We start from the raw sequence: 12826 nt of genomic DNA on the forward strand, positions 1-12826 counted from the left end.
GTGTGTAGCGTGGTGGTATGGCATCCACTGAACAAACGTCCCTGGTATGGCTGCGCGACGACCTGCGCCTGGACGACAACCCGGCGCTGGACGCCGCGGCCCGCCTGGGCGGTCCCATGACGGTGGTCTATATCCTCGACGAGGAGTCCGAAGGAATACGCCCGCTGGGTGGTGCTGCCCGCTGGTGGCTGCACCATTCCCTGGTGGCCCTGGCAGCGGACCTGGAAGGCAAAGGTTCCCGGCTGGTACTGCGCCGCGGTTCCGCGGCGGGCATCATCCAGGACCTGGCTGCCCGGACCAAGGCGACGCATCTTTTGTGGAACCGGCGGTACGGCCAGCCCGAGCGGACCATTGATGCCGGGCTCAAGGACTGGGCCGGAAGCAACGGCATCGAAGCCGCCAGCTTCCAGGCCAACCTCCTCTTCGAGCCTTGGACCATTACCACGGGCGCGGGCGGCCCGTACAAGGTCTACTCCCCCTTCTGGCGGGCCTGCCTGGCCGCGGCGGACATCCGCGACCCCCTGGAGGCACCTGGGACATTGCCGGGGCCTGCTCCGTCCGGCCGCGGACTGCCCGCCTCAGACACGCTCAGCAGCTGGGCCCTCCTGCCCACTTCCCCCGACTGGAGCGGCGGCCTGGCCGAGGCCTGGGAGCCGGGCGAAAAGGGCGCAGCACACCGCCTGGAGGAGTTCCTGGACGGCCCCATCGAGGAGTACGGCACGGGCAGGAACCTTCCCGGCACCGATGGCACCAGCAGGCTGTCACCATACCTGCGGTTCGGCGAGATCAGCCCGTTCCGCGTGTGGCGCGAGATCCGCCGCCGCCACCCCCGCAAAATCCCTGCCGACGTCGGAACATTCCGCTCGGAACTGGGCTGGCGCGAGTTCAACTGGCATCTGCTGTACCACAATCCGGACCTGGCCACCCAAAACTTCCGGCCGGCGTTCGACAAGTTTCAGTGGGGGTCGCCAGGCAAACGGGAACTTGCGGCGTGGAAGCACGGAAACACGGGCTATCCCCTGGTGGACGCCGGCATGCGGCAGCTCTGGCAGACGGGCTGGATGCACAACCGCGTCCGGATGGCGGCCGCATCCTTCCTGGTCAAGAACCTCCTGACAGATTGGCGGATCGGCGAGGAATGGTTCTGGGACACCCTGGTGGACGCGGACGCCGCGAACAACCCGGCCAACTGGCAGTGGGTGGCGGGTTCCGGCGCCGATGCCTCACCGTACTACCGGATCTTTAATCCCGTCACGCAGAGCAAGAAATTCGACGCCAACGGAAGGTACCTGCGCGAGTTCATCCCCGAACTTTCGGAGCTGGACGGCAAAGCCATCCATGAACCCTGGAAGTCAGGGGTCCAAGGCTACCCGGAACCGCTCGTGGACTTGCCGGAATCACGGGAGCGGGCGCTGAACACTTACCAGCAGCTCAAGGACTCTGAGGCTAGCGGCTGACCTTGCCCATAAGGGACGCGATGGGGCGCAGGAAGATCGGACGCGCCAGGAACCAGGCGGCCGCCATGACCGCGACCGAGGCAAGGAAGACCCAGAAGCCGAACCAGCCGTCGTCGTCGCTGACACCGTACATGTGGTTCAGGTTCCGCAGCGCGCCGGTGGTGAGCACCAGGAAGACGTGGACCACGATGAAGGCGACGAAGTAGATCATCACAGGGAAGTGGACGGCACGCGCCCATTCAATCGGGTAGGCCTTGTTGAGCCTGGCTGCCTTCTTTGGCCACGCGGAGGACATCCGCAGGCCGGTGATGAATGCCAGCGGCGCCGCAATGAAAACAGTGACGAAGTAGGCCAGGAGCTGCAGCGCGTTGTAGTTGATCCAGCCATCCTCCGTGGGCCAGTCCAGCGACGCGTATTGCAGCGCGGCAGAGAGGGCATTGGGAACGACATCCCAGCTCGTGGGGACAATGCGCATCCACTGGCCGGTGGCAAACAGCAGGACAGCGAAGACCAGCCCGTTCAGGATCCACAAGGCATCAAGGGTCAGGTGGAACCAGAGCTCCAGGCTGATCTTGGTGGGCGCATTCCTGGTACGGATCAAGCCCTTGTTGTTGCGGGTCCAATGCCCGCTGGGACGGGTGGTGGTCCGCACCTGCCATCCGGTGCGGATGATCAGGAGCAGGAAGAAACCGTTCAGGAAATGCTGCCAGGCGAGCCACGCCGGGAACCCAACAGGGGCGGAGGCCGGCAGTTCAGATTGGCCCGGGTAATCGGCCACGAACGATGCAACGGCCGGCAGTCCCATCAGCAGCCTGGCGGCCAGCACTGCCAGGACCAGTGCCACGAGGACGGCGGGAACCGCCCAATAGAGCCGGGACCGCTTACCCGTCGCGGCGCCGGGCTTCTTCGTGGGTGTGGCCATCGAACAACATACCTCTCAAGAATGGCGTATGGCTGCCCACGGATCGTGGGGTCCTCGAAAGAGAATACTAGGAACTATGCGCATCCAGGCAAAAAGAAGGCCCCGCCGGCGTAACTGCCGGCGGGACCTTCATAAGTTGCGGGGACAGGATTTGAACCTGTGACCTCTGGGTTATGAGCCCAGCGAGCTACCGAACTGCTCCACCCCGCGTCGCTTGATCAACACTACCCTACTTTTGCGGCGGTCCCGACCACCCTGAGCACCACCGCGGCACGCCTCCCGAAAGGCTCTGCGCTGTCGCGCGGGCAAAGCAAAAGGCCCGAACATTGTTCCCAATGTTCGGGCCTTCTTCCAGTTGCGGGGACAGGATTTGAACCTGTGACCTCTGGGTTATGAGCCCAGCGAGCTACCGAACTGCTCCACCCCGCGTCGCAAGAACTACTTTACCGGGAGGTGAACCGGAGGCCAAATCGGCGGGGCGTGACGTCCGTTACGCCGGCCCGGCACCCGCGCCCGTGGAGGCTGGGATGCCGGGCCGCCGTCGTCGGACTAGCGGCTCGCTGACGGGGACGGCGTCGCCGAAGGTGAACCGGAGGCGGCCGGTGCCGGCGTCGCCTCCGGAGCCGTGACCGGAATCTTGGCTTCGGCCTCCATGGCCTTCTGCAGTGCCGCCGCGACCTTCTTCTGGGCCTCGCCGTAGGCGGCGAAGTCGCCCGCCGCAAGGGCTGTCTGGCCGGCCTGGATGGCCGAGTTGGCGTCATCCAAAGCCGCCTTCAGCTGGGCCTTGGCGTCGGCTGCCGCAGGCGTCGAAGGCGCTGCCGGCCCGGCGGGCGTTTGCCCGTTATTGGCCGAGTCTCCGGCTGCTGCCCCCGAATCGCCTCCGAAGAGCTGCTTCAGGGCTGCGTCCAGGGTGGGCGCGAAGCCCACCTTGTCACCGAATGCCACCAGCACCCGCTGCAGGGTCGGGTAGGAGGTCTCGCCCGTCGACTTGAGGTAGACGGGCTGGACATAGAGGATGCCGCCGCCCACGGGCAGGGTGAGCAGGTTGCCGTTCAGCACATCCGATGCGCCCTGCCGCAAGAGGTTAAGGGCCTGCGATACGGTGGGGTCCGAGTTGAACTTATTCTGCGCCTGCCCGGGGCCGGGGACCTGGGTCTCCGGCGGAATCTGCAGCAGCCGCAGCTTGCCGTAGCCGTCAGCCTTCACCCCCGCCTGGTTGCCGGCGTCCGAGTCGGCGGCCAGAAAGCCATACAGGACGTTCCGTGCGTTTCCGTTGACAATTTGCGGAATGAACGACGACGTCAGCTGGAACGCCGGCTTCTGCTGGTCGGGCATCTGCAAGGACATGTAGAACGGCGGCTGCTTGACGTCCGTGTCCACAGTGGGATCAGCCGGAGTGCTCCACACGTCGTTGTTCTTGTAGAAGCTGATGGGATCCGTCACGTGGTACTGCCCCAGGAGCTCCCGCTGGACCTTGAAGAGATCCTCCGGGTAGCGCACGTGGCTCATGAGCGCACCGGACATCTCGGAGTACGGCTTCAGCGAGGACGGGAAGACCTTCTGCCAGGCCTTGAGGACGGGGTCGGTATCGTCCCAGGCGTACAGGGTGACCGAGCCGTCGTAGGCGTCCACCGTGGCCTTGACCGAGTTCCGGATGTAGTTCACCGTGCTGTTGGGCAGCGCCACGGCGCGGCCGGAACTGGTCTGGGAATCAGCCGTCGCATCGGAGAGCTGCTTCTGCTGCGAGTAGGGGTAGTACTGGCTGGTGGTGTAGGCATCCACGATCCACTTGACCCGGCCGTCCACCAGGGCGGGGTAGGATCCGCCGTCCACCGTCAGGTACGGGGCCACCTTCTGGACGCGTTCGCGGGGGTTCCGGTCGTACAGGATTTGCGATTCGGAGTTCACCCCGTCCGAGAGCAGCAGGTCCGAGGACTGAAATTTGATGGCGTACAGGATCTTGTTGAAGAAAGAGCCGACGTTCGGGCCGCCGTTGCCCTTGAAGGTGTACTGGGTTTCGCCTTCGCCTTCCTTGCCGGACGGGCGGTCCTGTTCGCGCGGGGTGGCGCCGTCCGGAGCTCCCACGATCGAGTATTCCGGCGAGGACTCGCCGAAGTAGATCCGCGGCTCGTAGGTGGAATCACTGCCGAGGACGCCGGTGGAAGGGATGCCGGACTGCAGGAACTCAGGTTTGCCGTCCACCGTGAACTTGTTGCCCTTGGCGGCCACGACGCCATAGCCGTGCGTGTACACCACGTGCTGGTTGAGCCAGCCCTGCTGGTTGGTCTGCACGTTGGTGGGGTTCAGCTCGCGCACCGCGATCACGGTGTCCTGGATCTTGCCGTCCACCTCGTAGCGGTCCACGTTCAGGGCCTTGGGGAACTGGTAGTACGGGCGGTACTGTTCCAGCTGCGCGAAGGCGTCCGAGATCAGGTTGGGGTCCAGGAGCCGGATATTGGCCGTGGTCTGCGCATCAGGTGCCAGCGCACCGGTGCTGGCCGTGTTCGTGGCGTCGTAGCGGGTTTCCTGGATGCCGTCCAGGCCGTACGCCCTGCGGGTGTTGTCGATATTGCGCTGGATGTACTGGCTTTCCAGCGTCTGTTCGGACGGACGCACCTGGAACTGCTGGATCACCCACGGGTAGACGCCGCCGGCCAGGATGGACGTAATAATCAGCATTGCCGTGCCGATCACCGGCAGTCGCCAGCGGCCGATGACGGCAGCGACGATGAACAGGACTGCCACCAGGGCGGCCGCGACGGCGAGGATGGCCTTGGTGGGGATGACGGCGTTGACATCGGTGTACAGGGCACCGGCCCAGCGGCCGCCGTTGTTCTGCACGGACGAGAAGCGGTCCAGCCAGAAGTTGACTCCCAGGAGCACCAGGAAGGCCGCACCCGTGACCGCTATATGGATTTGTGCTGCGCGGCTGGTGAAGACGCCGCGCTCCATGAGCCGGATGCTGCCGTACAGGTAGTGGGTGAGGATCCCCGCGATGCCGGCAATGACCACCACGCTGATGAGGAACCCGGTCACGAACCCCAGGAAGGGCAGGGTCATCAGGTAGAAGCTGATGTCCATGTTGAACTGCGGGTCGTTTTGCCCGAAGCCCACCTGGTTGAAGAAGAGCAGCACCTTCTGCCACTGGCTCGCCGCGGCGCTGCCCGCAAACAGGCCGAACAGGATGGGAAGCCCCACCATGACAATCCGGCGGACCGGCTCAAGCTGGGCCTGGTACCTGTTGAGGTTGTCCCGCACCTCCGAATCCGGCGCGTAGACCGGCCGGGCGTTATAGGCGATCCGGATCGCGAAGAACACAGCCGCGAACATGAGGGCGAAGCCGGCCACGAACGTGGCAATCTTGGCCAGGTTCTCCGTGATGAAGACCTCGATGAAGCCCAGCTGCCGGTACCAGAGGACGTCGGTCCAAACGTTGGCGAAGAAAATGAAGCCCACAACCACCAGGGCGACAACGATCAGGGTGGGCGTCAAGGCGCCGCGACGTGAAGGGGGTCTGCCTGTGGGCATGGTGCTGGCGGGACGGGACAAACTGGGTACCTCATAGCTGGTCGTCAGAATATTCGAAGCGTGCGAGCGACGTACCCTACCGGCCAAAAACGGCTGGTATGGTCCGTCATCTGTGCCACGAGTGGCGGTGGAGCTTAGTTCCTGTCGGTTCTAGATGCGCCCAGTCTAGTTGTTTGCGCAGGTCGGCAGGCCGGACGTGTCCTGTCCGCTGCCTGCGGCTTCCACCGCGTGCCGGGCCTGGGACAAGTTTTCCACCCGGACCACCTGGAGTCCGTCCGGAACATGGCCGGCCACCTCGTCGCAGTTTCCGGCCGGCGCCAGGAAGAGCGTGGCGCCGGATGCGCGGGCACCGCGCATCTTCTGTGCGATCCCTCCGATCGGGCCCACCGTGCCGTCCGGGGCGATGGTGCCCGTGCCCGCGATGTGCTTGCCGCCCGTGAGGTCACCCGGCGTCACGGTATCGATAATGCCCAGCGAAAACATGAGTCCTGCGCTCGGTCCGCCCACCTTGTCCAGGGAAATCTGGACTTGGAAGGGGAAATTGAACAGGTACTTGAGCATGACGCCAAGAATGTAGCGGCCTTGGCCGTTGTCCTTGGGCGTGATGTCCAAGGTAACGGGCTGGCCTCCGCGCTCCACCGTTACCGTGGCCGGTGCACCCTTGCCTGCCGCCAGCTCATCCTGGATGACGGACAGGGACGTGATGTCCTTGCCGTTGATGGTCTTCAGGACGTCGCCTTGCTGGATCTTCCCGGCGGAAGCGGAATCCTTTGACAGGTCCGCGGCCTGGAGCTGCTGGCTGAAAGGAATCTTGAGTTCATTCAGAGCCGACGCGACGGCGTTTTCCTGCGACGTGGTCATGGCCACGGCGCTTTGCTCCTGGGCCTCTTCCTTGGTGGTACCCGTGGGGTAGATCAATTCTTCCGGGTACACGGCTTTGGAACTGTCCAGCCACGCGGAGAAAGCGCTGAGGATGCTGACGGAGCCGGTGGGCCCGCCGTCAACGTAGACCGTGGTCAGGTCCAGGCTTCCGGCCGCAGGATAGGTTTCATGGCCGCTGACACTGATGACCGGATGCCCTTGGCTCTCCCCCAGCGTGTTGTAGGTGGGCCCGGGGGACTCGATGACATACGGCACCGGCAGGGTCCCAACAGCAATGCCCAGCCCCAGCGCCGCCAGCCCGGCAACCATCATGGTGGACAGGCGCCTGCCCGGCCGCCCGCCGTCGTCCGCAACCATGCCCCCTGCTGAGCCGCTGCCGTCCTCGCCGTCAAGGGGGCCGTTGCCTCCCGTTGGTTCCGGACCGGAGAAGGGGCGAAGCTCGGGAACGTGGTCCTCGGAGGAATGGCCGCCACGGGTTGTAGTCACCCCACCAACAGTACGCGGTGAAGATGTCCCGGGGCGCTTTGCCTAGAGCGAACGACGGCGGCGGCCGGCAGACAGCCACGCCCCACCGGGGTACCGTGAAGACTGATCAACAGTCACACCATCGATCGGCGGGACCATGACCTCCAACCCACTCAATCCGTCCAACGGCGACGACAATCCCAAGGATCCGTTGACCGAGATGCTGCAGAACCTGATGGGCGGCAAGGGGATGGAAAACTTCGACCCCGCCGAGCTCGCCAAGGCTGCCGGCCTGCCTGACGACCCCAACCTGCTGGCCCAGATGTTCTCCCAGGTGCAGGCGATGATGAGTGCGCCGTCCGAAGGACCCGTCAACTGGACTCTGGCGCACGACAACGCCCGGCGCGTCGCCGCCGGCAGTTCAGATCCCTCCGTCACCGCGCAGCAGTCCCGGGACGTCGACGAAGCACTCCGCCTGGCCGAACTGTGGTTGGACCCGGTAACGGACCTGCCCGCCACCGGGCTGATCGGCAAAGCCTGGTCCCGTGCCGAGTGGGTGGAAGCAACCCTTGGCACCTGGAAGCGGCTGACCGAACCGGTGGCCAACAGCATCGCCAACGCCCTGTCCTCGGCCATGACGGAGCAGATGCCCGAGGAGATGAAGTCCATGATGGGCGGCGCCTCCTCGATGCTGCAGAACATGGGCGGGGCCATCTTCGGCATGCAGCTGGGCCAGGCCATCGGGGCCCTGTCCAAGGATGTTGTCAGCTCCACCGACATTGGCGTCCCGCTCGCCGACCTTGAAATGGCGCTCCTGCCTGCCAACGTCGCGGCATTCGGCGAAGGCCTGTCGCTGCCCGAGAACGACATCCGGCTGTTCCTTGCCGTGCGGGAGGCCGCACACGCGCGCCTGTTCGTGCAGGTGCCGTGGTTGCGTGGCCACCTGCTGGGCGCCATCGAGGCCTACGCCCGTGGCATCCATATCGACACCTCCCGCATCGAGGAGCTCGCCCGGGACATCGACCCGAGCAACCCGGAAGGCATCCAGGAGGCCCTCTCCCAGGGCGTGTTCATGCCGCAGCGGACCCCCGCCCAGGAGCAGGCACTGGAGAAGCTCGAGACAGCGTTGGCCCTGGTGGAGGGCTGGGTGGACGAACTCACCGCCGCCGCCACCGAGAACCTGCTGCCCTCCGCCGGCGCCCTCCGGGAAACGGTGCGGCGCCGCAGGGCCACCGGCGGTCCGGCCGAACACGCATTTGCCTCCCTGGTGGGGCTGGAGCTGCGGCCCCGGCGCCTGCGCGACGCCGCGACGCTGTGGGCAACGCTGAAAGATGAGCGCGGCATTGAAGGCCGCGACGCCATCTGGCACCACCCCGACCTGCTGCCCACCGCCGAGGACCTCGATGACCCGAAGGGTTTCAGCTCCCGCCGGAAGCTCGCCGAAGCGAGCGACAGCGAGGTCGACGACGCCCTGCAGAAGTTGCTCAGCGGCGGTTTTGACGAGGCGCCCGCCGCTGACGGTGACACCGCCGCCGGCACGAACACAAATGACGGCGGCCAGGACACGGACGACGACAGTACGGACCAGCCGAAGAGCTGAGATTGGTTGGCGCGGCCGGGGGTTTCCCGGCCGCGCCGGTTCGTTAAGCCCGCGCGTTAAGCCCGCCTGAGCCGGATGTTGCGCGTCGGCAGGTCCTAGTCGGCGTCGCCCGGCCAGGGGTTCCCGGCGGTGTTGGGCACGCGGTCCGGGGCGGCGTCTTTGTCCAGGCCACGCGCGGTGGCGTACGAGACACCTTCGAGGAACGCCTTCGCGCGCCCGGTTTCGGGATAGGCCTCGAGCAACCGCCAGAACGCCGCGTTATGCGGGGCCACCAGCAGGTGCGCCAATTCGTGCAGCAGGACGTAGTCGATCACCCATTGGGGCATCGGGCGCAGTTTGTCCGACAAGCGGATGGTCCCGTCGGCGGGGGTCGCGGAACCCCACCGCGAGTTTTGGTTTCCGACCCAGCGTACCGATGTGGGCGTTGCCCGGCCGCCAAGGTATGTTTCAGACAACTGGGCGGCATGGGCGGCCAGGGCTTCGTCGGTGGCGGGACGCCGCCGGCCGGAAGCGGCGCGCCGCTCCCCCTGCTTGTGCAGCTTTGCCAGCATCCGGTGGACCCACTCACGTTCCTGGGCCGCGGTGAACCGGGCCGGAATGGCGACCACGGCGGTACCGTCTTCCCAGAATGCCGCGACGGTCCGGGTGCGGCGCGCCGACCGCCGCACCTCCACGGGGGATCCACCGGTGGTGGTCAGGACGGCGGCGGGCTGCCCGTGGCTGCCTGGCGGGCTGCCGCGCCTCACAGCACGCTGCTTTCGGCAAGGACCTTCAGGACATCCTCCCCATAGCGTTCAAGCTTGGATGGACCGATGCCGGCAAGCCCGGCAAGTTCTTCGAGGGACGCAGGCCGCGCCTCAGCTATCGCAGTGAGGGTGGCGTCGGTGAAGACGACGAACGCGGGAACGTCAGCGGACTGGGCGACGTCGCGCCGCCAGTTCCGGAGGGCGTCAAAGGTCTGTTCCTCGTAGCTGGGCGGACACGCGTTGCAGCGTCCCACCTTGCGCTCCGCCCCGGTGGACAGCATGCTGCCACAAACCCGGCAGACTGCCGGAGCGGCCGCCTTGCGGCGCGGAACCGGTCCCTTGCCGCGGGCGCTGGAGCTGGCAACGGAGTCGGGCCGCAGCCCGTCGAGGAAACGGGACGGCTTGCGGTTGGCCCGGCCGCCGGGAGTCCGCGCCGTGCTCCACGACAGCGAGAGGTGTTCACGGGCGCGGGTGATCCCGACGTAGAGCAACCGGCGCTCCTCATCGACCGATTCAGGCGAATCTGCGAAGGAAATGGGCATCAGGCCTTCGCTGAGCCCCACCAGGAACACGGCATCCCATTCCAATCCCTTGGCTGCGTGCAGGGAGGCGAGCGTCACGCCTTGCACGGTGGGGGCATGCTGGGCGAGGGACCGCTCCTGGAGTTCGTTGACGAAGTCGCCGAGCCCGAATTCCGGACCGCGGTTCTGCGCCAGTTCATCGGCCAGTGCCACCAGCGCCGCCAATGACTCCCACCGCTCGCGGAGGGCGCCACCACTGTGCGGGGCGGAATCCGTGTAGCCGAGGGAGGAAACAATGTCCCGGACCACTTGGCCCAGTGGTTCCGGGGAATCCGCTTCGCTGACGGCCCTGGTGGCGGCGCGAAGCTGGAGAATGGCGTCCCGCACCTCCTTGCGCGCGAAGAAGCGTTCGCCGCCCCGCAGCTGGTAGCCGATTCCCGCAGCCGCCAGCGCCTGTTCGTAGGCCTCGGACTGGCCGTTGGTGCGGAAAAGGACCGCGACCTCGCTCGCCGGTGTCCCGGCGTCGAGCAGTGCCTTGATCTTCAGCGCCACGGTGGCGGCTTCGGCTTCGTCGTCCGTGCATTCGGTGAACTGGGGCACGGGGCCGGCGGGACGCTGGGCCACGAGTTGCAGGGGCGTGGCCCAGGCGGCGTCTGCGGCAGGGCCGCCGCTGCGCCGGCCCGCCAGCAGGTCGTTGGCCAGCTTCACAACCTGGGGTGTGGAACGGTAGTCCCGGATGAGCTTGACCACGTTGGCCTGCGGGTAGCGGGTCTTGAAGTCCAGCAGGTGACGGGGGGATGCTCCGGTAAAGGAGTAGATGGTCTGGCTGGCGTCGCCCACCACGCAGAGTTCGTCGCGGCCGCCAAGCCAGAGTTCGAGGAGCCGCTGCTGCAGCGGGGAAACGTCCTGGTATTCGTCCACCACGAAGTGCCGGTACTGCTCCCGGACCGTGGCCGCCACCTTCTCGTCCTCCTGCAGGATGCCCACCGTAATCAGCAGCACATCTTCGAAGTCGATCACGTTGCGGTCCGTCTTGACGTCCTCGTAGGACTGGAAAACGCGGGCCACCGCCGTGAGGTCGAATCCCCCGGGTGCACCGCGTCCCTGCGCGTTCTCCAGGTAATTGGCAGGCGTCAGCATGGACACCTTGGCCCATTCAATCTCCGAGGCGAGGTCGCGGATGGACGCGCGGTCGGTGCTCAGCCTCAGCCGCCGGGCGGCCTCGGCGAGGATCTGGGCCTTGTGATCCAGCAGGTTCGGCAGGGTGCCGCCCACCGCTTGCGGCCAAAAAAACTGCAGTTGGCGCAGCGCGGCGGCGTGGAAGGTCCTTGCCTGGACATTGCCCGCTCCCAGGTCCCGCAGGCGGCTGCGCATCTCGGCCGCGGCCCGGGCGGTGAAGGTCACCGCCAGCAGTCGCTGGGGCGTGTAGACCCCCGAATGGACGCCGTAGGCGATGCGGTGCGTGATGGCGCGGGTCTTGCCCGTACCCGCTCCCGCCAGGACGCACAGCGGACCGTTGAGGGTGCTGGCCACTTCACGCTGTTCGGCGTCCAGCCCCCCGAGGATCCGGTCCTCCAGGGAGGCTGCTCCGTCAAAATTCTCTGTAGTCACTTCTGCTGCTTTGTTTCTCGACTACCGCGTGCTGGAGTCTGGTGGATGGAATTACTTAGGCTCCGGCCAGGTCCCGGATCCGGCCGCCGTACCAGTGCTCAATCAGTGAGCGGGCAATCGAGAGCCTGCTGGAAATGGTGATTTCGCCACTGAGCACGGCTTCCTGGAGTTCCTCGCGGCTGAACCAGCGGGCCCTGGTGACCTCGACGCCGTCGGGCGTTGCCTGGGTGTCTTCGGTGACGGCGGTAAATCCAAGCATAAGGGAGGCAGGGAACGGCCACGACTGGGAGCCCAGATACTGGCAGGCCGAAACCCGGACCCCGACTTCCTCCTGGATCTCGCGGACGACGGCCTGCTCCAGCGATTCGCCCGGCTCAACAAAGCCGGCAAGGGTGGAGTAATTAATGGCATCCACGGGACCCCCGCCACCGAGCAGCAGCCGCCCGTCCGCGCCGACGACAGTGACGATGATCGCAGGATCGGTCCGGGGATAGTGTTCCGAGTTGTCCGCCGGGCAACGGCGGACCCAGCCGCCGGCTTCCACGACTGTAGGCGTGCCGCAGCGCGGGCAGTGTGTGTGGCCGGCGTGCCAGTTGGCGATGGCGCTGGACTCCACAAACAACGCCGTGGAGGTGGCGGTCAGGCCTGCCGCGACGTCCCTGAACCCCGCCCAGGCCGCATCCGCGGGGATGCCGGCCGTACCGGGTTCGGGCGGTTCAGGCAGGACGAACAGCAACAGCTCCGTGCCCTCCGGGAGGTCCGAACCTGGCAGTGCGGAGCCAAGGTACACCACGAGGTGCGGGGTTGCCCCGGCCCTTTCAAGCTCCGCCAAAAGTTCCCTGGCGGGGGCGAGCACCATGGTGCTTTCCTGCACCAGGCCCTGCCGGCCCGACAGGACGACGGCCAGCGCATCCGGACCGGCCAGCAGGTCATCGATCATGCCGGGCCTGATGCGGGCAGCAGATCCCCGGTCCACCAGGGCCGGCCGCACCGGGAGCAGGGTGTCCGCCAGGTGGTTCGCGGGCAACCCTGCCGGCGCAGCCTGGTGAACGGGCAGGACAGACTCCGTATAGCTCATGAGTCCACCGTACTGA

Annotated in this window: 8 protein-coding genes and 2 tRNA genes; 2 read left to right on the forward strand and 8 right to left on the reverse strand. The window is 66.3% G+C overall.

Annotation, left to right across the window (positions count from 1 at the left end):
- Window positions 1-17 precede the first annotated feature (17 nt).
- A complete protein-coding gene (locus C563_RS0101415) occupies window positions 18-1457 on the forward strand; it encodes a cryptochrome/photolyase family protein (protein WP_018760256.1) in 1440 nt (479 codons plus the stop codon).
- Here C563_RS0101415 and C563_RS0101420 read toward each other — a convergent pair.
- The 5 genes from C563_RS0101420 to C563_RS0101440 form a co-directional block, all read right to left on the reverse strand.
- The gene (locus C563_RS0101420; RefSeq protein WP_018760257.1) at window positions 1447-2379 is read right to left on the reverse strand and encodes a cytochrome b/b6 domain-containing protein; all 933 of its coding nucleotides are present in this window, start codon (window positions 2377-2379) and stop codon (window positions 1447-1449) included. The genes C563_RS0101415 and C563_RS0101420 overlap by 11 nt on opposite strands.
- Window positions 2380-2515: 136 nt before the next feature.
- Window positions 2516-2589: transfer RNA gene (locus tag C563_RS0101425), tRNA-Met, on the reverse strand.
- A gap of 145 nt (window positions 2590-2734) precedes the next feature.
- Window positions 2735-2808, reverse strand: a tRNA-Met gene (locus C563_RS0101430).
- A 120-nt stretch (window positions 2809-2928) separates the two neighbouring features.
- On the reverse strand, window positions 2929-5907 hold the full coding sequence (locus tag C563_RS0101435) for a UPF0182 family membrane protein (protein WP_196803300.1): 2979 nt from the start codon (window positions 5905-5907) through the stop codon (window positions 2929-2931).
- 165 nt (window positions 5908-6072) lie between these two features.
- Entirely contained in the window at window positions 6073-7275 is a 1203-nt protein-coding gene (locus C563_RS0101440; RefSeq protein ID WP_442852921.1) for a YlbL family protein, read from the reverse strand.
- A gap of 136 nt (window positions 7276-7411) precedes the next feature.
- Here C563_RS0101440 and C563_RS0101445 point away from each other — a divergent pair, with 136 nt between their 5' ends.
- Window positions 7412-8854, forward strand: coding sequence for a zinc-dependent metalloprotease (locus tag C563_RS0101445; RefSeq protein WP_018760260.1), 1443 nt, complete (start codon window positions 7412-7414; stop codon window positions 8852-8854).
- A gap of 95 nt (window positions 8855-8949) precedes the next feature.
- Here the strand turns inward: C563_RS0101445 and C563_RS0101450 are convergent, their stop codons facing one another.
- The 3 genes from C563_RS0101450 to nudC are packed head-to-tail and all read right to left on the reverse strand — an operon-like array spanning window position 8950 to window position 12810.
- Window positions 8950-9600: a M48 family metallopeptidase gene (locus tag C563_RS0101450; RefSeq protein ID WP_018760261.1), complete on the reverse strand. Its 651-nt coding sequence runs from the start codon at window positions 9598-9600 to the stop codon at window positions 8950-8952.
- The gene (locus C563_RS0101455) at window positions 9597-11732 is read right to left on the reverse strand and encodes an ATP-dependent helicase (protein WP_018760262.1); all 2136 of its coding nucleotides are present in this window, start codon (window positions 11730-11732) and stop codon (window positions 9597-9599) included. The genes C563_RS0101450 and C563_RS0101455 overlap by 4 nt, the downstream gene beginning before the upstream one ends.
- 55 nt (window positions 11733-11787) lie before the next feature.
- Complete coding sequence (gene nudC, locus C563_RS0101460; protein ID WP_018760263.1) at window positions 11788-12810, reverse strand: NAD(+) diphosphatase; 1023 nt, start codon at window positions 12808-12810, stop codon at window positions 11788-11790.
- Window positions 12811-12826 lie beyond the last annotated feature (16 nt).

Source organism: Arthrobacter sp. 135MFCol5.1 (assembly GCF_000374865.1).
GTDB lineage: Bacteria > Actinomycetota > Actinomycetes > Actinomycetales > Micrococcaceae > Arthrobacter.

Bases quoted from the DNA above. Each gene is read 5' to 3' on its own strand.
- C563_RS0101415 (WP_018760256.1), top strand. From the start codon at position 18: ATGGCATCCACTGAACAAACGTCCCTGGTATGGCTGCGCGACGACCTG.
- C563_RS0101420 (WP_018760257.1), bottom strand. From the start codon at position 2,379: ATGGCCACACCCACGAAGAAGCCCGGCGCCGCGACGGGTAAGCGGTCC.
- C563_RS0101435 (WP_196803300.1), bottom strand. From the start codon at position 5,907: ATGCCCACAGGCAGACCCCCTTCACGTCGCGGCGCCTTGACGCCCACC.
- C563_RS0101445 (WP_018760260.1), top strand. From the start codon at position 7,412: ATGACCTCCAACCCACTCAATCCGTCCAACGGCGACGACAATCCCAAG.
- nudC (WP_018760263.1), bottom strand. From the start codon at position 12,810: ATGAGCTATACGGAGTCTGTCCTGCCCGTTCACCAGGCTGCGCCGGCA.